Here is a 20,410-nt window from a genome sequence, read left to right as displayed (position 1 = left end):
ATATGGCTCGGCGCTGCCGTAATTGGGCTGCGCATCGTCGCCGTCGTCATAGCTCTCTTCGTTGCGTCCGTCGCCGCCGTCGCGCTGCTGGAACGGCTGGGTCTGCCGGAACTGCTCCTGCGCCGCCGCGATCAGACGGAAATAATGCTCGGCGTGCTGATAGTAGTTTTCGGCTGCCACGGGATCGCCGGATGCGGTCGCGTCGCGCGCAAGCTGGATGTATTTCTCGGCGACGTGATTCGCGGTGCCGCGGATCTTGACGTCCGGACCGTTCGATTCGTAGACCCGGGTCAGCGGATTGTGACTCTTGCCGCCGCGGTTACGACCCCGCATCCGATGTTTGTTCTGACCGTTTCTCATGGCTTGCCTGTTTGCCAACTCCCGATAGCGCGGCGACGGGCCGCGTTGCAGATCATTCAACCTTCAAATCGCCGCATCGCCACGGCCATCGCCCCGAAGGCACGGCACAACGATCTTCTGAGCCGCTTTCATTTGCCGCTCGGTAGAGCCGCCGCTTTGGGCCGCCCCCTCAGGCCGTTGTCGTTCCGACAGCTTTGCTACCCCCGGCGCAAGCAAGCGCCGCCTCTCAGCCGATTCCGATCGGCTCGCCGATGATCCCATCATCGGTGCAACGCCGCCGGAGCGGCGCCCGATCAATCTGGCAAAATCGTCTTTCGTTCGGCCTTGTTTTCGTCGCTCGACCTGTCGTGTCGATCAATGCCCGATTTGGCTCATCGCCCGTGATGCTGTTTTGCCGCCGCCTTTGCGGGAACCGGTTTGGGAAGCCCTCTTCCCTCGGGAGACCGGAACCCGGGCCTCAATTGGCGGCTCGCTTCAGGGCCGAATAATCTTGCGCGGAAACTAGTCTGTCCGCTGCGATAATCCAAGCGTTATTTTTGCGGGGCGAAATGCGATCCCGGAATGGCAAAAGTGACCGTTTTCAACCGCTTACCGCCCGCCCCCGGCCGGCCCGGCGGAACGTCAAGGCGCGCAGGATGCCGCCGAGATCGCGGTGAGCAGCGGCGCCTTCAAGGTCTCCGGCGGCGGCGAGAATCGCCGCGACATCGGCTTCCTGGCCAACCCCGATTTCGACGACGAGTCTGCCGTCGACCCCCAACAATGCGGGAGCCTGCCGGGCGATGGCTCGATAGGCGTCGAGACCGTCCGCCCCGCCATCGAGCGCGAGGCGGGGATCATGCTCGCGCACCTCGCGCGCGAGCCCATCGATATCGCGGGTCGGGATATAGGGCGGGTTCGATACCACGAGGTCAAACGTCTCGTTGAGCGCGGTGTCGAAGCCGGCAAGAACGAACCTGGCGCGCGTCTCAAGACCGAGCGCCCGCGCATTGGCATGGGCAGTCTCGATCGCCTGCGGATCGATGTCGGAGCCAAGCCCGGTCGCATGCGGAAATTCGTGCAGCAAGGCGAGAAGCAATGCGCCCGTCCCGGTGCCGAGATCGGCAATCCGCAACGGCTCCCGCTTGCGGTTTTCGCCGATGGCCGTCAGCGCCGCTATCACAACCGTTTCGGTATCGGGGCGTGGCACCAGGGTCGCCGGGGAGAGCGCAAACGGCAGCCCCCAGAATTCCTTCACCCCGAGGATGCGCGCCACCGGTTCGCCGCTCAGGCGGCGCGCCGCAAGCGCGCCGATCGCGTCCTGCTCCTGCGAGGTCAGGCTTCGCGCGGCCGAGGTTGCAAGTGCGGTGTGGTCGAGTCCGAGCGCGTATCCCACCAGCAACCGGGCATCGAGCGCGGGCGAGTCAATTCCAGCGCTCGCGAATTGCGCCGTCACGACGCGGCGCGCCGCGGCGACACTGGAAGCGCCCGCAACATCCGGCTTGCTCATGCCGCGTCGTTTTGTGCGGCGAGCAGGGCGGCCTGGTTCTCCGCCACCAGCGCGTCGATGATTTCGCCCAGCGCTTCGCCCTCGATGATCTCGGGCAGCTTGTAGAGCGTGAGATTGATGCGGTGATCGGTCACGCGACCTTGCGGGTAATTGTAGGTGCGGATGCGTTCCGACCGGTCGCCCGAGCCGACCTGCACCTTGCGGTCGGCGGCCCGCGCGGTGTCGAGCTTCTCGCGTTCGGAATCGTAGAGCCGGGTGCGCAGCAGAGCCATCGCCTTGGCCTTGTTCTTGTGCTGCGAGCGATCCTCCTGCACCGCGACCACGATCCCCGAAGGGATATGCGTGATGCGGATCGCCGATTCGGTCTTGTTGACGTGCTGGCCGCCGGCGCCCTGCGCGCGCATGGTATCGATCTTCAGATCGTCGTCGCGGATCACGATGTCGACGTCCTCGGCCTGCGGCAGCACCGCGACGGTCGCCGCCGAGGTATGGATGCGTCCCGACGCCTCGGTATCGGGGACGCGCTGCACGCGGTGCACGCCGGACTCGAATTTCAGCTTGGCGAACGCGCCACGGCCGGTGATGTCGGCGATGATTTCCTTGTAGCCGCCGACCGCGCCTTCGCTGGCCGACACGATCTCGACCTTCCAGCCCTGCTTGGCGGCATAGCGCTCGTACATGCGGAACAAGGCCCCCGCGAACAGTGATGCCTCGTCGCCGCCGGTGCCGGCGCGGATTTCGATGACGACGCTGCGTTCGTCCATCGCATCCCTGGGCAAAAGCTGGAGCCGGATTTGCTTTTCGAGCCCCTCCAGCTTCTCGCGCAGCTGGCGGCGTTCGGCATCGGCGATGTCGCGCATCTCGCTGTCGGCATCGGCGAACAGCGCCTCGACATCTTCCAGTTCGGCGGAGGCCGCGCGGTAATTGCGGATCGCTTCGACCACGGGCGAAAGTTCGGAGAGTTCGCGCGACAGCTTGACGAAATCGTCCGCTCCGAGCTGACCGCTCAGCCGCGATTCGATTTCGGCGTGACGCACGATCAGGGCATCGAGTTTGACTTGCGGCAGCATGGATGTCTCATGGCTTCTTCAAGCGAATTGGGCGCCGGTTCGCCCAGGAAAAGCGCGTCAATCCTAGAGTTGCAGATTCTCGGCCGCGGCGAATTGCTCGATGCGCTGGCGCAGTGTCATGCCGGTTTCGGAATGATCGAGCAATGGCCCGATCGCGGCCAGCGCCTTTTCGGCATCGAGTTCGAGCAGCATGGATTTGACCGGGCCGACGGCCGAGGGCGTGAGCGACAGCGACCGGTAGCCGATGGCGACCAGCACCAGCGCACCGATCGGCTTGGAGGCAAGCTCCCCGCACAGCGTCACCGGCTTCTTGTGTTCGCGGCCCTTGCGCGCGATCAGCCGAAGCGCCCGGATCACCGGCACCGAGATCGGATCGTAGCGTTCCGCCACCCGCGCATTGCCGCGGTCGGCCGCGAACAGGAACTGGCAGAGATCGTTCGAACCGACCGACAGGAAATCCACCTGCGGCAGCAGGTCGTCGAGCTGAAACAGCAGCGAGGGCACTTCCACCATCACCCCGATCTCGACCCGCTCCGGCAGGGTGTGGCCGTGCCGGCGCAGATAGGTGAGTTCGTGCTCGACCATCAGCTTGGCCTGGTCGAATTCGTCCACCACGGCCACCATCGGGAACATGATCCGCAGCGCCTTGCCGGATGCGGCGCGCAACAGCGCGCGGATCTGGCTGCGCATCAGGCCGGGCCGGTCGAGCCCGAGGCGGATGGCCCGCCAGCCCATGGCCGGGTTCTCTTCCTCGAAGGCGCTCATATAGGGCAGCACCTTGTCGCCGCCGATATCGAGGGTGCGGAAGGTCACCGGCTTGTCGCCGGCCGCCTGCAGCACCGCGCGATAGAGCGAGAGCTGTTCGCCGATGCGCGGAAAGGTCGGCGCGACCATGAATTGCAGCTCGGTGCGGAACAGGCCGATACCGGCGGCGCCGGTCTCCTCGATGTGGGGGAGATCAACCAGAAGTCCGGCATTCAGATGCAACGCGATTTCGTGTCCGTCCCGGGTGAGGCAGGGTCTGCCGCGCAGCGTCTGGTATTGCGCCTGCTTGCGGGCGCGCAGCCGCACCCGCTCGACATAGGCGGCCTCGATATCCGGCGGTGGACGCAGATAGACGTCGCCAGAAACACCGTCGACGATGATCGGGTCGCCGGATTCCACGAGACCGGTGGCGTTGTCGACCTCGCCGACGGCGGGAATGCCGAGCGCGCGCGCGACGATCGCGATATGAGAGGTCGGGCCGCCTTCTTCCAGCACGAGGCCGCGCAACCGCCTGCGGTCATAGTCGAGCAGCGCCGCCGGCCCCATCATGCGGGCGATCAGGATCGCATTGTCGGGAAGCTGATCGCGATGCGGGGCATGCTCCACGCCCATGAGCTGGCGCATCAGCCGGTTGGCCAGGTCGTCGAGATCGTGCAGCCGCTCGCGCAGATAGGGGTCGGTGGCGCGCAGCATGCGGGCGCGGGTGTCGGATTGCACGCGCTCGACCGCGGCTTCCGCGGTCAGACCGGTGCGGATGGCCTCGCGCATGCGCGACAGCCAGCCGCGGTCATGGGCGAACATCCGGTAGGCCTCCAGAATGTCCTTGTGCTCGCCGCCATCGGCGATTTCTCCGCGCTCCAGCATCACATCGACGTCGGACCGCAATGCCGCGATCGCGTCGTCCAGCCGCTTCAATTCGCCCGGGATGTCGTCGGCGACGAAATTCTTGATCACCACGCGCGGCTCGTGAAGAACGGCATGGCCGAGCGCGATGCCGTCCGCGAGCACGGTGCCGGCGAGATGCCGCCGCGGATGCACGGCCGGTTCGGCGCCGGGCTTTGCCAGCGAGGTCAGTTCGCCGGATGCGATCATCTCGGCGAGCACCATCGCGGTGGTTTGCAGCGCCTCTTCTTCCTCCTCGGAATAATTGCGGTGGGCGCGGTTTTGCACCACCAGAACGCCGAGCGTATTGCCGGCGCGCAGGATCGGCACGCCGAGATAGGAATGATAGATTTCCTCGCCGGTCTCCGGACGGTACGAGAAGGCCGGGTGCGACTGCGCGTCCGACAGGTTGATGGCATTGGCCTGGCTTGCGACCAGGCCGACCAGGCCTTCGTCGATCCGCATCACGGTCTGGTGCACGGCTTCCTTGTTGAGGCCCTCGGTCGCGTAAAGCTCCAGCGTGCCGTCCACGCGCAAGACGTAGACGGAGCACACTTCCGCGACCATGTTGGCGGCGATCAGCACGACGATCCGGTCGAGCCGGTCCTGCGCGCTCACCGGTTCCGCCATCACTTCGCGGAGCCTTCGCAGCAGCACGCGCGGGCCGCCCATTGCGCCTCGCATGGGCAAATCCTTCCAGGAGTCACCGGCAAAACCGGCTATGGCGGGCTATAGCCGCTGTCCGCGGCTGGCCGCAAGGGAACGCTGGGAAAAGCGATTATTTCGCGGACTTCTTGTCGAAAAACTGCGCCAGCGCGCCGATATCCGCCTTCTCGCTGTGATTGTCGGCGGCCAGCCGCTCGTACAGGTCGGCGATCGCCTCGTACATCTCGCGCGAGGGGCCGCCGCCGGTGAAATGTGCGATCTCTTCCATTTCGGCGACCCAGCGATAGGCCTTGCCGAACATGTCCGGCACGCTGCGCTGGAAATAGGCGAGGAGGTTCGGCTGGCTGGCGGCAAGCTCCGCATGCAGCGCTTCGGCGACGCCGGCGCGATTGGCGGCGAGCAACATGGCCGAGCCGACCGCAGTCAGTCCCTTGGTGATGCCGCCATAGCTCATCTTCAGCGCCGACGCCGCGCCGATTTCGTCATTCACGCGGCGGAACACCAGGCCGAAGTCGTTGAGCCGCTCCAGCGACCCCGCCTCCGGTCCTGAATAATAGAACACCGGCCCGCCATAGCCCGCTCGCGGCGGCCCGCCGATGATGCCGGCATCGGCGAACGGCGCGCCGGTCGCCTCGATCGCAGCGGCAATTCTCTTCACCGTGTCCGGGCTCACCGCATTGCAGTCGGCATAGACCGGCTTGTTGTTTGCGGCGGTGAGGGCAGGGGTCAGCCGCTGCGCCAGCGGCAGCGCTTCGCCCGGCGGCACGATCGAGAGAATGACGTCCGCCGCCGCGATCTCGGTGTCGCTCGCGTCGATCATGCCGGCAGCCTGCGCGCGCTTCGCGCTGGCCTCGCTGCGTCCTGCTAGCGAGGTCAGCACCCGCACGCCGTTTTCGGTCAGTCGCGCCGCGGTGGCGGCGCCCATGCTGCCCTGCGCGATGATGGCGATTGTGGGGGGCATGACGGTCTCCGATTTTTCTCTCAGTGCATCCATCACCTCCGCTCATGCCCGCGCAGGCGGGCATCCAGAATCTGGACTCTGGGTCCCCGCCTTCGCGGGGACGAGCGGTGGAGAGAGCACATCCATCAATCCTGCGGTCCCAGTGCCTCGATCAGTGCCGCAAGCGCGGCGCGTTCCTCGGCGGTGAGGTCGGTGAGCGGCGCGCGCACGTGGCCGCCCGGGCGGCCGACGATGTCGGCGCCGGCCTTCACGATGCTCACCGCATAGCCCGGCTGTGCTTTTCGGATGCGGATATACGGCTCCAGAAATTCCGTCGTCAGCCGCTGCACCACAGCCTCATCGCCCTCATGCACCGCGCGGTGGAATTCGATCGCGGTGCGCGGCACGAAGTTGAAGATCGCCGACGAATAGGTCGCCATGCCGAGCGCCCGAAATTCCGTGGCAAAAGCCTCCGCGGTCGGCATGCCGTTCAGCAGCAGCATGCGGTCGCCGAGCAGGGCGCGGATCGCACGTATCGTCTCGACGTCGCCGACGCCGTCCTTGAAAGCGATCAGGTTCGGGCAGTCCTCCGCCAGCCGCGCCAATGTCTCCGGCTGCAGGCGGCAGGTGCCGCGGTTATAGACGATGACCGGCAGCCGGGTGGACCGGCACACCGCGGTGACATGCGCGCGAAGCCCTTCCTGCGGGCCTTCCACCAGATAGGGCGGCAGCAGCAGCAGCCCGTCGGCGCCGATCTTCTCGGTCTTCTGCGCGTAGCTGATGGCCGTCGCGGTGCCGTAGCCGGCGGCGCCGATCACCGGAATCTTGCCGCGCGCGGTCTGCACCGCGACCCGCAGGACGTTGGCGTATTCCTCGGCCGTCAGCGAAAAGAATTCGCCGGCGCCTCCGGCCGAGAACATCGCCGCTGCCGGATAGCGCATCAGCCACTCGATCCGCGAAGCCGAGGCGCGCGAATCGAACACCCCGCGCGCATCGAAATCGGTCAGCGGGAACGAGAGGAGGCCGCCCGACAGAGCGTGCTTCAGGTCGTCGGGGGTCATCGTGCAAGTCCGATTGCCGCAAGTCCTGTTGCCGCAAGTCCTGTCGCCGCAGGCTCAAACATTATTTCTGCCCATCTTTGCCCACCGCTCGCAGCGGGGACGGATTGTCGCATAGGATACCTCACACATAAGAACACCGAATGGTTTCGGGAGGATACAATGCTCAAAGTTGTCGTGCGAATTGCCGCCCTTGCACTGTGCGGCGCGGCCGCTGCGTCCGCGGTCCATGCGCAGACCTACCCATCGAAGCCGATCCGCATGCTGGTCGGCTTTCCCGCCGGCGGGCCGAGCGACGTGCCGGCGCGCATCATCGGCGCGCAATTGCAGTCGGCGCTTGGCCAGCCCGTGGTGGTCGAGAACAAGACCGGCGCCGCCGGAATGATCGCGCTCAACGAAATGCTGGCGCAGCCGCGCGACGGCCACACGCTGCTGCTGTGCTCCTATATCGATCCGACCAACGTGCATCTCTACAAGAAGGCGGCCTACAAGGTCGACGACATCGCGCCGGTGTCGATGATCACCAGGGCATATTACGCCATCGTGGTGCCGGCGGATTCGCCCGCGAACACCATCAAGGACTTCATCGCGCTGGCGAAAAGCAAACCGGGCGCGCTGAATTACGGCAAGGTCGGATCGGGTTCGGTGACCGAAATCATTCCGCGGCAGATCGAGAAGGAGACCGGCATCAAGATGACCGGCGTGACCTTCCGCGGCACCGGCCCGGCGCTGCAGGAGGTGGTCGCCGGCCGCCTCGATTTCGCGGTGTCGCCCCTGTCGCTCGCAATCCCGCTCTACAACGAGAAGAAGGTCAAGATCATCGCGATGACGAGCCCGGAACGGCTTCCGGTCGCCAAGGATGTGCCGACCCTGAAGGAAGGCGGCGTCAATATTGTCAATTACGGCTGGTGGGGTGTGTGTGCCGCATCCGGCACGCCACGTCCGATTCTCGACGCGCTGAACAAGCATGTCGCGGCGGCCGTAGCGTCGGATGCGTTCAAATCGACAATGCAGAAGACCGGCGTGATTCCGGAGACGAACTCGGTCGACGCCTTCGGCAAGATGATCGTCGATACCGCGGCGGACGCCGGCAAGACGCTGAAGGACCTCGGCATCGAACAGCTGGATTAGTGAGCATTCAATCCAGGTGCCATGGGGCGGGCTGGGGCGCGCAGCGCAGAGCCCACAAAAACTGATTGAGACTTTGGGGTGGCTCGCTCAGCCCACCCGTGCCTTATGTTTGCATGTCGATAGGTCAGTCGGTGCTTTCAATGACTTGATCGGCACGAGCGAGCAGTGTGACCGAGGGCTCGATCCCGAGTGCTCTGGCGGCTTTGAGATTGATGACGAGTTCGAACTTGATGGCGTTCTGAATGGGCAACTCGCCTGGCTTCTCGCCTTTCAGGATGCGATCGATATAGGCCGCGGCGTTCCGGTGCAGTTCAATATTGTCGATACCGTAGAAGGCGAGACCGCCGGCGCTGACCCAGTAACGAAATGGATACACGGCTGGCAGCCGATAGCGTTCGGCGAGTCGAACGATCTGGTTGCGCCGGACGATGATCGACGGACCGGGTCCGGGCAGGATGATCAGCCCGCCATCCGATCCGTGACTGAAGCGTTCCACAGCGGTATCGAGTGCGGCGGCAGCAAGTTCATGCGCTCCTGAGACCGGGACCGGCAGTTCCACGACACTGGCGTCGAAGCTGGGCGCGCTGTCGCGGATTTTCGTCAGGTATCCCGCCGTGGCCGGATTGTTCGGATCGAATACAATCCCGACCCGCCTGACCCTGGGGGCCAGCTCGCGGAGCAGTTCAAGCCATTTCACGCCGATCGAGAAGTCATGCTGCGTGAAGCCGGTGATGTTGCCGCCCGGTCTTGCAAGGCTTTTGACGAAGCCTGCCCCAACCGGATCGGTGACTTGCGCAAACACAACCGGGATCGTGCCGGTCATCTTCTGCAAGGCTACGAGCGCCGATGTCGCGGATGCAAACAGCACGTCCGGCTTCAGATCGATGAGTTCTCTTGAACTCGCAAGAAGCGCTTCCGGGCTGCCTCCGGCATAGCGTACGTCGATTATCACATTGCGGCCGTCGCTCCAGCCCAGCTTCCCGAGTCCATTGAGGAGCGCCGCGATGCGATCGTTGGTTTCGGAGTCGCCCTGGATTTGCGAGCTCAATACACCGACCCGTGGCATCCGCCCGGGCTGCTGTGCGAGGGCTCGCGGGCGCGACCAGAACGCCGCAGCCCCGCCGATCACGCCGAGAACTTGCCGTCGTTGCATGGCGTCCCGTTCCAGATTCGATCGGCCGCAGCGGCCAGCTTGGTCCAATTCGGCGGGGCTGACCAGTCCCGCCGCCGCGCCAGGCAAGATCGAAAATGGGAAAAAAATCCTCAATTTCGCCTCTTTCCTGTGATCCACTGCGTCCATCCCGCCTCGTCCAAGGGGCGTCTGATCAGCGTCATGAGACGCGGGGCGGGATGCGGTGGCCGTTGCCTGCGTCAAGACGTGACGCGGGCGGCGGCAGGTTCAAGCCGCGTCCCGCCGGGTTAGCCACCCGGCGTTTCGGTGGAGGAACATCCACCGGGGACGATGGGAGCAGACCTTCAAACACCGCGCGCGGAACGCCGACGCAATCGGCGGTCCGTGGTGACTGCAATCTCGTGTGCTTTACCCACTCGCACACGAGGCCATGGGCTGGCTGAAAGCCCGGCGTTCCGCGCGCCCCTTGGCATATCGGGCCTGCCCGATATGCCAGTGAAAAAAGGGCCACGGGTTTGGAAATACGGGCGCGCCCGCGCCGGCTAAAAAATAAGGGACGGCGGAGCCTTGCCTGCCTGTCGTCCCCGCGAAAGCCGTCGAGAGTGACCGGCCCGACAGAGTCGCACAAGTGATCCCCCGGTCGCCCTATCCATTTGGATAGTGACGCCGCGGGTCGAATGGACCATGATTTCTGCCCGAATGACAGCCGGAACTGCGACTGCTCCTGATGTCTGAATGAGATCCGGCCGTATCAGGTGGTTCTCGATCGGCTGGAAGTGCCGGTCTGCGAACGAACGCGCCTCCATGGAGCCCGGACGATGGCCACGATTTTCGGCACCAATCTCGACGACATCATCGATGCGACGCACAGCGCGCCGGGGCAACCCTTTGCGACAGAGGGCCCCGATACGATTCTCGGGAGAGATGGCAGCGACGTCATTGACGGCGGCGGTGGCAACGACTCAATCACCGGAGGCAACGGCATCGACACCATCTACGGCGGCGACGGGGACGACTACCTCATTCCGTTCGCAGGCACCGGCCTCGACGCCTTGTCCAACGTCACGCCTGCCGACGTCGTTGACGGTGGAAACGGGACAGACACCCTCGAAATCAACTATGCCGGACAAATCAGCCAGGGGCTGCAGAGAGAATACGATGTCCTTGTCGATATTTCGATCGCCTCCGGAAATGTCAGGTTTGCCCTGCCGGTGATCCTCTCCGGCACGCTGAAGGCCGTCTCCTTCACCAGCATCGAAAAACTGCGCTTCACCGGCGGCGCAGGCAACGACGACGTGACCGGCGGTGCGCTTGACGATCATATCTTCGGCGGCGACGGCAACGACATCATCATAGGCGGCGCCGGCGACGACCTCCTCGCCGACGGCCTCGGCGTATTGAGCATCGATGGCGGCGACGGGATCGACGTTCTGAGCATCGATCGCGGCGACGAACCAGACGATCTCGTGTTCGACGCGAATGCGGGCACGCTTTCGATCGGCGGCCTCTCCGGAAGCCATATCTTCAACGTCGAGGTCATTTCGTTTCGCGGCGGCGCGGGCAATGACACGATCACCGGATTGAGTACGCTGCCGACAGGTACGGTGGTCACGCTAAGAGGTCGCGGCGGGAACGATGAGATCACCGGCGGCGACGGATCGGAAATCATTCGTGGCGATGCCGGCGATGACATCCTCATCGGCGGCGGCGGGAACGACACGCTTGAGGGCGGCGACGGGGTCGATGAGGTCTTTGGCGGGGGCGGCGACGACCTGTTCGAGGTGGTGCATCACCCCGTGACCGGAGAAACCTATGACGGCGGCGCGGGACGCGACACGTTCCAGATCAGCGTCGGCACGGGCGGGGTGAGTGACTTCACCGTTGCCAGCATCACCGGCTTCGAGGTGATGCACAACCACAATTTCGGTACGGTCGATTACACCTTCCGGATGAACGCAATTCAGCTTTCGCAATTCGGCGAGATTACGCTCAGTGAGGGCAGGGTCACGATCGAACTGGCGGACAGCGGGTCAATTATCTTTGCCGCCGGCGGCGTCATCGACCTGGAAGCCATTCGCCTGAGGGACGGTGGCCAGTCGATCGACTTCTCGGCGACGTCCGGAGCCCGCCTGTCCGACGGTTTGATCGGCGGTGACGGCGACGACGTCGTCCTCGGACCGGGTTTTGCGAGCACGGTGACCTATCAGACCTTCAAGGCGTTCCTCGGCGCAGGAAACGACACCTTCACGGCCTCGTCGGCTAACGTGTACAATGTCGTATCCGGCGAGAGCGGCGACGACACGCTCACCGGCGGGATCGGTGACGACACGTTGAACGGCGGCGCCGGCGCCGACGCTCTCGACGGCGGCGGCGGCATCACCACTGCTACATATGCGAGCAGCACCGCTGGCGTCACCGTGAACCTCGCCACATCGACCGCATCCGGCGGCGAGGCCGCCGGAGACACGATCGCGAATTTCCGCAACGTCACCGGCGGCAGCGGCAACGATACGCTGACCGGCGACGACAATGACAACGTCCTCGACGGGCAGGGCGGCGACGACACCGTCGACGGCGGTGGTGGCAATGACACCATCCGTGGGGACATCTCCTACACCGGTGTTGGCGCTGACACGCTTCGCGGCGGCGACGGCAACGATACCATCTTCGGGTATGCCGGGAACGACACGCTGATCGGCGGTGACGGCGACGACACGTTGTCCGGCGACACATTGAGCGCCGGCTCCGGGCAGGACATCCTCGAAGGCGGCGCCGGCAACGACACGATGACCGGAGGCCAGGCCAACGACACCTTCGTCTATGACGGGCAGGGCGCCGACATCATCACCGATTTCAATGGCGGTCCGGGCGTCGGTGATGTGATCCGGGTCACCGGCGTCTACACTACGTTTACACAGATTCAGGCCAACGCCACGCTGGTCAACGGTGGCGTTGACACCCGCATCGATTTCGGCGGCGGCAACGCGCTGACGTTGCGTGGCTTCAGCGGCGTGCTGGATACGAACGACTTTTCGTTTGATGCGGTCGAGCCTCCCCCCAGCGGCCCCGAGGTTACCGTCACCGGCAACGGCGTCGTCATCGCCGACGGCGACGGAAGCCCGGATATCGCCGATCACACCCATTTCGGCACGGTGGGCGTCGGGGCCGTCGCCACGCGGACCTTCACGGTCGAGAATGACGGCAACGCGCCGCTGTCCATCGCGAAGCTGAAGATGCCGAAGGGCTTCAAGCTGAGCGAGGGGGTATCGAGCCCGATCGCACCGGGTGGGTCCGACACCTTTACGGTGAGCATCGACACCAAGAAGGCCGGATTCAAGAGCGGCGAGATCACCTTCAGCACCAATGATCCGGACGAAGCTGCCTTCAACTTCGCGCTCTCCGGCGACGTGGTGGTGCTGCCGCCGGAAATCGAAGTCACCGGCAACGGCAACGTCATCATTGACGAAGATTTGCCGGACCTGGCCGATGGCACCGATTTCGGCGACGTCACGGTCGGCAGCGCGGTCATTCAAACCTTCACGGTGAGCAATAGCGGTCCCGGCACCCTCACCATCTCGAAGCTGAAGGCGCCGAAGGGCTTCAAGGTCGTGGAACCGCTCGCTTCCTCGATCGCTTCGGGCGGGTCCGATACATTCAGTCTGCAACTCGACACCAAGAAGATCGGGCTGAAGACCGGTCAGATCGTTTTCACCACCAACGACGCCGACGAGGGCGCGTTCAACTTTGCGCTATCCGGCAATGTGATCGCGCCGGTCGCGCCGCTTCGGCTGGATGGTGCGTTCGGGAGTGAGACGGCAGGCCTGTTCACCCCGGACGACCTGATGTCTTTCATCTTCGACAAGCTCGACATCAGCGAAGTCTTCCCGCGCAACGCACTGACCGATTTCGATCTGGTGTGAGCGAGCGCCGGATGGTACCCGGCCCCTCCGCTCTGCGTCGGGCAAAAAAAGGGGGCGGCGGCGCCTTGTTTCCCGCCCCGGACGCGGCGCTACGCCTTGTCCAGTCCGTACAGCGAATGCAGCGTACGCACTGCGAGCTCGGTATAGGCGGCGTCGATCAGCACCGAGAACTTGATTTCCGACGTCGTGATCGCGCGGATGTTGATATTGCGCTCGGCGAGCGCCTTGAACGCGCGCGCGGCGACGCCGGCATGGCTGCGCATGCCGATGCCGATCACCGACACCTTTGCCACGTCGCTCGCGCCGTCGACGCGCTGATATCCGATCTGGTCCTTGGCCTTGGCGATCACGTCCATCGAGCGGGTGTAATCCGCGGCCGGAACGGTGAATGTCAGGTCGGTGGTCTTGCCGTCGGCGGACACGTTCTGGACGATCATGTCGACATTGACGCTGGAATCGGCCAGCGGTCCGAAGATCGCGGCGGCGATGCCCGGCTTGTCCTCGACGTTGCGGATCGAAATCTGCGCCTCGTCCTTTGAGAAGGCGATTCCGGTGACGACCTGTTGCTCCACGATATCCTCCTCATCGCAGATCAGCGTGCCAGGCGGCATGCCGTGCGGATCGATGTCTTCCGGCTTGTCGAAGCTCGAGCGCACGAAGATCTTGACCTTGTGCACCATGCCGAGTTCGACCGATCGGACCTGCAGCACCTTGGCGCCGAGCGAGGCCAGTTCCAGCATCTCCTCGAACGCTACCCTGTCGAGCCGGCGCGCCTTCGGTACCACCCGCGGGTCGGTGGTGTAGACGCCGTCGACGTCGGTGTAGATGTCGCAGCGGTCCGCCTCGATCGCGGCCGCAATCGCGACCGCGGAGGTGTCCGAGCCGCCGCGGCCAAGCGTGGTGATGCGCCCGGTCTCTCTGTGGATGCCCTGGAAGCCGGCGATCACCGCGACCTCCTTGCGCTCGCGGAAGCGCTTGACGAGTTCAGAGCCGTTCAGCTCGGCAATGCGCGCCGACCCGTGCGCGTTGCTGGTGTACATCGGCAATTGCCAGCCCTGCCAGGAGCGCGCGCTGATACCCATGTTCTGCAGCACGATGGCAAGGAGACCGGCGGTGACGTTTTCCCCCGACGACACGATCGCATCGTATTCGCGCGCATCGTGCATCGGCGCGGCGTCCCTGCACCACGCGACAAGCTCGTTGGTCTTGCCAGCCATGGCGGACACGACGACTGCGACATCGTGGCCGGCCTTGTATTCGCGCTGCACATGGCGCGCGACGTTGCGGATGCGGTCGATATCGGCGACCGACGTTCCGCCGAATTTCAGCACGAGACGTGACATGAAAGGATCGGCGCCCCCCGTGGAAACGTTAATGCGCGGCGGAGGGGGCGGCGCCCGGCGCGGGCCGCAGTCATAGCGACGGGCGGTGGCTCCTGCAAGGCACCGGGCTGAGCGAAAAAGTGATAGGGTTCCGGTTGCAGCGGGACGCTACAAAGGACATCGCCCGGACCCGGCGCATCGTACCGGCCGCGGGCTTTCCGGAATGCGGGTGAATGAATGCCGAAGCAGGGCGAGACCACCATCGACCGGGCCGAGGTCGAGCAGTTTTCGAAACTCGCCGCCCAATGGTGGGACGAGCGCGGCCCGATGGCGATGCTGCACAAGTTCAATCCCGTCCGCCTCACCTATGTCCGCGACCAGGTGGCGACCCATTTCGGCCGTAACCCGCGTCAGATCGGCTGCCTGTCCGGATTGCGCATGCTCGATATCGGCTGCGGCGGCGGCATTCTGTCGGAGCCGCTGGCGCGGCTCGGTGCCAGTGTGGTTGGCGCCGATCCCTCGGACTCGAATATCGAAGTGGCGCGAAAACATGCTGCACAGGTCGATCTCGTCATCGATTACCGCGCGGTCACGGCGGAGGACCTCGCAGACAGGGGCGAGAAATTCGATGTCGTGCTGGCCATGGAGGTGGTCGAGCATGTCGCCGATGTCGGCCTGTTCGTGCGGCGCTGCGCCGAGATGGTACGGCCCGGGGGCATGATGATCGCCGCCACTCTCAACCGCACGATGAAAAGCTTTGCGCTCGCCATCGTCGGCGCGGAATACGTCCTGCGCTGGCTGCCGCGCGGCACCCACCGCTGGGACAGGTTCGTGACGCCCGCCGAACTGGAGGCCGCGATGCAGGGAGCCGGCCTGAATGTGGTTGACGAGCGCGGCGTGGTCTATCGCGTGATGGGGGACCGCTGGGAGTTGTCCACGGACATGGACGTGAACTACATGCTCACCGCTGCACGCGGTGCATGACAGGCAGAACGCGGGCAGAAAAGTTATGCTCCCCGGCTGCGCTCGTGCGAAGATGAACCATTGATTGCGTTAGGGAGCAGCCCATGATTGTCGAACTCGTGACCTTCACCTTCCCCGCCGGCCATGATCGCGAAAGCGAACTGGAAGCGGTGCGCGGCGTGACGGCGAAATGGGCCGCCAACAAGGAGCTTGTGCGCAAGCATTTTCTCTGGGGCCTCGGTGAGGCGGCCGGTACCGGCGCGGGCTTCTATATCTGGCCGTCCATCGAAGCCGCTGAGCGCGCCCATGGCGACGAATGGCGCGAGGCCGTAAAGAAGCGCACCGGCGGCTATCCGACCATCCGCTATTTCGATCTGATGACGCTGGTCGACAATGAGCGCGGAGCGATCACCGAGTGGGATGCGGCCGGCAAGACCCGGCAGCACGAAACGGTGTGATGACGTGTCCCACCAGAGCCGCTCTCCTCTTTGTCATGCCCCGCGAAGGCGGGGCATCCAGTAATCACGGCGCGCATCGCGTTTACTGGATCGCCCGCCTGCGCGGGCGATGACAGATAGCGATTACGAGCGGACTGCCTCATGCCCGATACCGGCTGGCTGTGGATCGTCTTCACGCTGCTCGCGGCCGCCGGACAGACCATCCGCAACGCGATGCAGCGCGAGCTGACCGCGACGCTTGGCACCGCCGGAGCCACCCACGTTCGGTTCCTGTTCGGATTCCCGTTTGCGGTTCTGTTTCTCTTTGGCCTGATCCTCATCAGCGGCGCACCGGTGCCGCGCCCCCCGGCGATATTCTGGCTCTGGGTGCTGCTCGGTATGGGCGCGCAGATCGCCGCAACCGCGTTGATGCTGATGGCCATGGGCGAACGCTCTTTCGTCGTCACCATCGCCTATATCAAGACCGAGCCGGTCCAGGTGGCGCTGTTCGGGCTGATCTTTCTCGGCGACCGCCTAACGCTCGGCATGGTCACAGCGATTCTGATCGCGACCGCGGGCGTGGTCGTGATGTCGCTGAAGCAGGGCGGTGACGCGAATGATGGGTGGCGGCCCACAATCCTCGGGCTTTCGTCGGGAGCCGCCTTCGCGCTGTCGGCGATCGGGTATCGCGGCGGCATCCTGAGCCTGGGGCTTTCCGATTTTGTGATGGCTGCGACCTTCACGCTGACGGTGGGCCTGCTGATGCAGGCGGTCCTGCTGTCGGGCTGGCTGATGCTGCGCAGTCCGGAGGTGATGCGCGCGATCGTGACGGCCTGGCGGCCGTCGCTGTTCGCGGGCTTCATGGGAGCAACCGCCTCCCAGTTCTGGTTTCTTGCTTTCGCGCTGGCAACGGCGGCAAGCGTGCGTACGCTTGCTCTGGTCGAAGTGCTGTTTGCGCAGGCGATCTCAAGCTTCGTGTTCGGGCACAGGACCACGGCCCGGGAAGCGTTGGGTATCGTGCTGATTGTGATCGGCGTCGTGCTGCTGATCTGGGCGCATTGATGCCCGCACGTCTTCGATCGAGCCTGAAATGCGAAACCCCCGTTCGCGACGAACGGGGGTTCCTGAAATCAATTGCGTTTCGAGGCGACGGAGGCGCCCCCGAGGGTCACCGGCGCAAGCCCGGAAAATCCCAGCGCCCGCGCCGCGGCCGGCGAAAGGTCGATGACGCGGCCGCGCACGAAAGGCCCGCGATCGTTGATGCGGACGGTGACCGAACGACCATTCTTGCGGTTGGTCACGCGGACATGGCTGCCAAACGGCAAGGTCCGGTGAGCGGCGGTCATCGCGCCAGGGTTCATGCGCTCGCCGCTGGCGGTCCGCTTGCCGGCATGTCCGTCACCGGCCCCATAGACCGATGCGATGCCGGACTGTGCGTGAGCGGCTCCTGCGAGAGAAAGACAAAGTGAAAACGCCAATGCGTAGGCTCTTGCCTGCATCAAAACTGTCCCGTGGTTGTTGGAGAAGGGCGCGCGCTTGCCGGTCGAATGCGACCACGATGTGGCAAGCTGTTCGCTTTGTTACCGCCGGAAAGAATTCTTGAGCCGGCTGCGGCGCCCCAATTCGGGTCTGCCGGAAGTGGAAATGTATCTGGCTGTGCCGAACTAGTGGTCCGATTCTAACGTTCGCATCCCGTTTCGGCGACCTCTTTTGCGAACGTTAGAATCAAAGGACCACTAGCAAGTATTGGTTTCTGGTGGAGCTTTGGATTTGACATTCGCTTTACGAACTCGTGGTGGGGTGGGTAGCGAATGTCAAATCCGCTCCACTAGTTGCGTTCGTCCGGCAGCACCGGCAGCGGGTGAAACTCGATGCCCTCGTCGTGCAATTCCTTGGCCTCCTGCGGCGAGGCTTCGCCGTAGATCGAGCGATGCTCGACCTCGCCGTAGTGCATCTTGCGTGCCTCTTCCGGAAATTGCTTGCCGACATTGTCGGCATTTGCCGTCAGATGATCCCGCAGCTCCTTCAGCTTGGCGCGAAACTCACGCTCCTGCGGAGAGATCATGGCGACCGGCTCGGGGGCCGCAGGCATGTCGGGTGCGGCACCAGGTGCCTCGACATGTGCCTCGATCGCTGCTTTGCGCTTGCGTGCGCCACGTCCCAGCGACGGCGCCATGATCGCCTTTTCAACCTTCTTGGAATCGCAGACCGGGCACGTCACGAGCCCACGCTTGCGCTGCCTATCGTAGTCGGCGGAATCGCTGAACCAGATATCGAACCCATGCTTCCGCTCGCAGACCAGCGCGTATTTCATCATGACGGGTCACCAACGACATGCAGATGTGCCGGCTCCGCCATCGGCTCGATGATGTCGAAGCGACGGCCGTGCTGCAGCGACGGCACCTTGGCCCGGGCGGCCGCGACTTCGGCCGGATCGATCTCGACCATGATGACACCCGGCTCGGTGCCGCCTTCGCCGATGATGCGCCCCCAGGGGTCGACGGCGAGCGACCGGCCGAAGGTCTCGCGGCCGTTTTCGTGCGGGCCGCCCTGCGCGGCCGCCAGAGCGAACGAGCCGTTCTCGATCGCGCGGGCGCGGATGAGCGTATGCCAATGCGCCTCGCCGGTCTGGCGGGTGAACGCCGCCGGAATCGTCAGCACCGTGGCGCCGGCCTCGGCGAGCGCGCGGTAAAGCGCCGGAAAGCGCAGGTCATAACAAATGGTCAGGCCGAACCTTGCCCAGGGCAGATCGACGACCACGGCGTTTTCGCCGGGGCGGAAATTGTTCGATTCGCGATAGCTCTCGCCTCCGGCGAGGTCGACGTCAAACATGTGAATCTTGTCGTAGCGCGCGACGATCTTGCCCCGGGGGTCGATCATGAAGGCACGATTGGCGGCCTTCTCGGGCGAGACCTTGATCGCGAGCGAGCCGACATGGAGATGGAGTTTGAGATCGCGCGCGAGTTCGCGGAACGCTGCGAGGCAGATGTCCTTCTCTTCCTCCGTGATCGCGGCGAACAGTTTCGCCCGCGACAATTCCATGATGTTGGTCATTTCCGGGGTCTGCACATAGACGGCGCCGGCGCTGGCGGCTTCGCGGATCATCTTGACCGCGGCGTCCAGATTGACCTGGGGGGTGCGGCCCGACCGCATCTGAATCAGGCCGACGCGAAACTTGCCGTCGGATTTGGTCATGCAGCGGGTCCTGACTGGGCCAACAGCGGGTCGAGCTGGCCTGCGTCCTCCAGCGCGTAGAGGTCGTCGCAGCCTCCGACATGGGTCGTGCCGATGAAGATCTGCGGAACCGTGGTGCGCCCATTGGCGCGCCCGGTCATCTCGGCGCGCAGCGCCGAATTGCCGCCGACATCGATTTCCTTGAAGGCAACGCCCTTCTTGCCGAGCAGGTCCTTCGCCCAGGCGCAATAGGGACAATAGGCAGTGGTGTAGATTTCGACCGGAGGCATGAGATTTCGCTTCGACGAAACCACTATATGGGCGCGCGGACGCTGTCGACAACCCGCGCGAAGACGAGGACATCCACCTGCCGGGCGCCCGCGCGCAACAGCGCACGGGCACACGCATCCGCGGTCGCGCCCGAGGTCAGGACGTCGTCGACCAGCACCACCCGCCGGCGCGCGATCTCGGCCTTGTCGGCGGACCCCACCCGAAAGGCGCCCTGTACATTGGCGGCGCGTTCGGTCTTCGACAGGCCCACCTGCTGCGGCGTGGCCTTGATCCGTTTCAGCACCGAGGTGCTCACCGGCAGGCCCAGCGGGCGCGCCAGGAGGTTCGCAATTGTCGCCGACTGATTGAAGCGGCGGGCCCACATCCGCCGCCAATGTAGCGGAACCGGAACCACGACATCGGCCTCGCAGAGGACATCGGACCCGGCGCGGCCCATCCATCGCGCCATCACCGGCGCAAGGTCCAGCCGGTCCCCATATTTCAGGGCGTGAACCATGTTCCGGGCAATCTCGTCATAACGCACGGCCGCGCGCGCCCGGGTATAGGCCGGCGGGTCGGCGATCGCCTGCATCGAGTAGATCCCGGGACCCGGATCATAGGTGAACGGAATTCCGAGCCTTTCACAGAACGGCCGTTCGATGGGCGACAGCTTCGACCAGCATTTCGCGCATAGCCCGGCGCCGTCGCCAACCGGGTCACGGCAGGACGGGCAGAGCGGCGGCAAGCCGACATCGAGCATGAGCCGGAGCGGCATTCGCACCGTTGCCGCAATTTGCGACAGACGCGAGGATATGCGTTCGTCCATGCCGGCGC

18 protein-coding genes are annotated in these 20,410 nt (G+C 64.6%); 5 read left to right on the top strand and 13 right to left on the bottom strand.

Features of this window, described 5'->3' with window-relative positions:
- From AB7F49_RS16950 to kdgD, 6 genes are all read right to left on the bottom strand, one after another.
- On the bottom strand, positions 1–360 hold a 360-nt coding region (locus AB7F49_RS16950), incomplete at its 3' end, for a DUF4167 domain-containing protein (protein ID WP_428524375.1).
- A 580-nt stretch (positions 361–940) separates the two neighbouring features.
- The gene (prmC, locus tag AB7F49_RS16945) at positions 941–1,846 is read right to left on the bottom strand and encodes a peptide chain release factor N(5)-glutamine methyltransferase (protein WP_428524374.1); all 906 of its coding nucleotides are present in this window, start codon (positions 1,844–1,846) and stop codon (positions 941–943) included.
- The gene (gene prfA, locus AB7F49_RS16940) at positions 1,843–2,916 is read right to left on the bottom strand and encodes a peptide chain release factor 1 (protein WP_428524372.1); all 1,074 of its coding nucleotides are present in this window, start codon (positions 2,914–2,916) and stop codon (positions 1,843–1,845) included. Before prfA ends, prmC begins: the two co-directional genes overlap by 4 nt.
- Before the next feature lie 63 nt (positions 2,917–2,979).
- A complete protein-coding gene (gene ptsP, locus AB7F49_RS16935; protein ID WP_428524370.1) occupies positions 2,980–5,247 on the bottom strand; it encodes a phosphoenolpyruvate--protein phosphotransferase in 2,268 nt (755 codons plus the stop codon).
- Between the two features lie 94 nt (positions 5,248–5,341).
- A complete protein-coding gene (locus AB7F49_RS16930) occupies positions 5,342–6,190 on the bottom strand; it encodes a DUF1932 domain-containing protein (protein ID WP_428524368.1) in 849 nt (282 codons plus the stop codon).
- Between the two features lie 125 nt (positions 6,191–6,315).
- A complete protein-coding gene (gene kdgD / locus AB7F49_RS16925) occupies positions 6,316–7,230 on the bottom strand; it encodes a 5-dehydro-4-deoxyglucarate dehydratase (RefSeq protein WP_428524366.1) in 915 nt (304 codons plus the stop codon).
- 159 nt (positions 7,231–7,389) lie between these two features.
- Between kdgD and AB7F49_RS16920 the strand changes: the two genes are divergently transcribed.
- On the top strand, positions 7,390–8,358 hold the full coding sequence (locus tag AB7F49_RS16920; protein WP_428524364.1) for a Bug family tripartite tricarboxylate transporter substrate binding protein: 969 nt from the start codon (positions 7,390–7,392) through the stop codon (positions 8,356–8,358).
- Between the two features lie 124 nt (positions 8,359–8,482).
- Here AB7F49_RS16920 and AB7F49_RS16915 read toward each other — a convergent pair whose 3' ends face one another.
- Entirely contained in the window at positions 8,483–9,511 is a 1,029-nt protein-coding gene (locus AB7F49_RS16915) for an ABC transporter substrate-binding protein (RefSeq protein ID WP_428524362.1), read from the bottom strand.
- A gap of 797 nt (positions 9,512–10,308) precedes the next feature.
- On the opposite strand from AB7F49_RS16915, the gene AB7F49_RS16910 reads away from it, so the two are divergent.
- Complete coding sequence (locus tag AB7F49_RS16910) at positions 10,309–13,410, top strand: choice-of-anchor D domain-containing protein (RefSeq protein WP_428524360.1); 3,102 nt, start codon at positions 10,309–10,311, stop codon at positions 13,408–13,410.
- Between the two features lie 89 nt (positions 13,411–13,499).
- Here the strand turns inward: AB7F49_RS16910 and AB7F49_RS16905 are convergent, their stop codons facing one another.
- Positions 13,500–14,753 carry an aspartate kinase gene (locus AB7F49_RS16905; protein WP_428524358.1) on the bottom strand — a complete coding sequence of 418 codons (1,254 nt, stop codon included), beginning with the start codon at positions 14,751–14,753 and terminating at the stop codon, positions 13,500–13,502.
- 216 nt (positions 14,754–14,969) lie between these two features.
- Here AB7F49_RS16905 and ubiG point away from each other — a divergent pair, with 216 nt between their 5' ends.
- From ubiG to AB7F49_RS16890, 3 genes are all read left to right on the top strand, one after another.
- Positions 14,970–15,716 carry a bifunctional 2-polyprenyl-6-hydroxyphenol methylase/3-demethylubiquinol 3-O-methyltransferase UbiG gene (ubiG, locus tag AB7F49_RS16900; protein ID WP_428524356.1) on the top strand — a complete coding sequence of 249 codons (747 nt, stop codon included), beginning with the start codon at positions 14,970–14,972 and terminating at the stop codon, positions 15,714–15,716.
- A gap of 83 nt (positions 15,717–15,799) precedes the next feature.
- A complete protein-coding gene (locus AB7F49_RS16895) occupies positions 15,800–16,153 on the top strand; it encodes a hypothetical protein (RefSeq protein WP_428524354.1) in 354 nt (117 codons plus the stop codon).
- Positions 16,154–16,294: 141 nt separating this feature from the next.
- Positions 16,295–17,194 (top strand): DMT family transporter, encoded by a 900-nt coding sequence (locus AB7F49_RS16890; RefSeq protein ID WP_428524352.1) that lies wholly within the window; start codon positions 16,295–16,297, stop codon positions 17,192–17,194.
- Positions 17,195–17,262: 68 nt separating this feature from the next.
- On the opposite strand, the gene AB7F49_RS16885 is transcribed toward AB7F49_RS16890, so the two are convergent.
- The 5 genes from AB7F49_RS16885 to AB7F49_RS16865 all read right to left on the bottom strand — a co-directional run bounded on the left by AB7F49_RS16885 (position 17,263) and on the right by AB7F49_RS16865 (position 20,402).
- Entirely contained in the window at positions 17,263–17,631 is a 369-nt protein-coding gene (locus tag AB7F49_RS16885; protein ID WP_428524351.1) for a septal ring lytic transglycosylase RlpA family protein, read from the bottom strand.
- Between the two features lie 329 nt (positions 17,632–17,960).
- Positions 17,961–18,449: a DUF1178 family protein gene (locus tag AB7F49_RS16880; protein ID WP_428524349.1), complete on the bottom strand. Its 489-nt coding sequence runs from the start codon at positions 18,447–18,449 to the stop codon at positions 17,961–17,963.
- Positions 18,446–19,327, bottom strand: coding sequence for a carbon-nitrogen hydrolase family protein (locus AB7F49_RS16875; protein WP_428524347.1), 882 nt, complete (start codon positions 19,325–19,327; stop codon positions 18,446–18,448). Before AB7F49_RS16875 ends, AB7F49_RS16880 begins: the two co-directional genes overlap by 4 nt.
- Positions 19,324–19,596, bottom strand: a complete 273-nt coding sequence (gene grxC / locus AB7F49_RS16870; RefSeq protein ID WP_428524345.1) for a glutaredoxin 3 — start codon at positions 19,594–19,596, stop codon at positions 19,324–19,326. The genes AB7F49_RS16875 and grxC overlap by 4 nt, the downstream gene beginning before the upstream one ends.
- Before the next feature lie 23 nt (positions 19,597–19,619).
- Positions 19,620–20,402, bottom strand: coding sequence for a ComF family protein (locus tag AB7F49_RS16865; RefSeq protein WP_428524343.1), 783 nt, complete (start codon positions 20,400–20,402; stop codon positions 19,620–19,622).
- Positions 20,403–20,410: the final 8 nt, after the last annotated feature.

This window comes from Pseudorhodoplanes sp. (assembly GCF_050250235.1).
In the GTDB taxonomy this organism is placed as follows: domain Bacteria; phylum Pseudomonadota; class Alphaproteobacteria; order Rhizobiales; family Xanthobacteraceae; genus Pseudorhodoplanes.
The sequence above is the reverse complement of the archived record's forward strand: the minus strand, read 5'-3'. Positions and strand labels throughout refer to the sequence as shown.

Bases quoted from the DNA above. Each gene is read 5' to 3' on its own strand.
- prmC (WP_428524374.1), bottom strand. From the start codon at position 1,846: ATGAGCAAGCCGGATGTTGCGGGCGCTTCCAGTGTCGCCGCGGCGCGC.
- prfA (WP_428524372.1), bottom strand. From the start codon at position 2,916: ATGCTGCCGCAAGTCAAACTCGATGCCCTGATCGTGCGTCACGCCGAA.
- ptsP (WP_428524370.1), bottom strand. From the start codon at position 5,247: ATGCGAGGCGCAATGGGCGGCCCGCGCGTGCTGCTGCGAAGGCTCCGC.
- AB7F49_RS16930 (WP_428524368.1), bottom strand. From the start codon at position 6,190: ATGCCCCCCACAATCGCCATCATCGCGCAGGGCAGCATGGGCGCCGCC.
- kdgD (WP_428524366.1), bottom strand. From the start codon at position 7,230: ATGACCCCCGACGACCTGAAGCACGCTCTGTCGGGCGGCCTCCTCTCG.
- AB7F49_RS16920 (WP_428524364.1), top strand. From the start codon at position 7,390: ATGCTCAAAGTTGTCGTGCGAATTGCCGCCCTTGCACTGTGCGGCGCG.
- AB7F49_RS16915 (WP_428524362.1), bottom strand. From the start codon at position 9,511: ATGCAACGACGGCAAGTTCTCGGCGTGATCGGCGGGGCTGCGGCGTTC.
- AB7F49_RS16910 (WP_428524360.1), top strand. From the start codon at position 10,309: ATGGCCACGATTTTCGGCACCAATCTCGACGACATCATCGATGCGACG.
- AB7F49_RS16905 (WP_428524358.1), bottom strand. From the start codon at position 14,753: ATGTCACGTCTCGTGCTGAAATTCGGCGGAACGTCGGTCGCCGATATC.
- ubiG (WP_428524356.1), top strand. From the start codon at position 14,970: ATGCCGAAGCAGGGCGAGACCACCATCGACCGGGCCGAGGTCGAGCAG.
- AB7F49_RS16895 (WP_428524354.1), top strand. From the start codon at position 15,800: ATGATTGTCGAACTCGTGACCTTCACCTTCCCCGCCGGCCATGATCGC.
- AB7F49_RS16890 (WP_428524352.1), top strand. From the start codon at position 16,295: ATGCCCGATACCGGCTGGCTGTGGATCGTCTTCACGCTGCTCGCGGCC.
- AB7F49_RS16885 (WP_428524351.1), bottom strand. From the start codon at position 17,631: ATGCAGGCAAGAGCCTACGCATTGGCGTTTTCACTTTGTCTTTCTCTC.
- AB7F49_RS16880 (WP_428524349.1), bottom strand. From the start codon at position 18,449: ATGATGAAATACGCGCTGGTCTGCGAGCGGAAGCATGGGTTCGATATC.
- AB7F49_RS16875 (WP_428524347.1), bottom strand. From the start codon at position 19,327: ATGACCAAATCCGACGGCAAGTTTCGCGTCGGCCTGATTCAGATGCGG.
- grxC (WP_428524345.1), bottom strand. From the start codon at position 19,596: ATGCCTCCGGTCGAAATCTACACCACTGCCTATTGTCCCTATTGCGCC.
- AB7F49_RS16865 (WP_428524343.1), bottom strand. From the start codon at position 20,402: ATGGACGAACGCATATCCTCGCGTCTGTCGCAAATTGCGGCAACGGTG.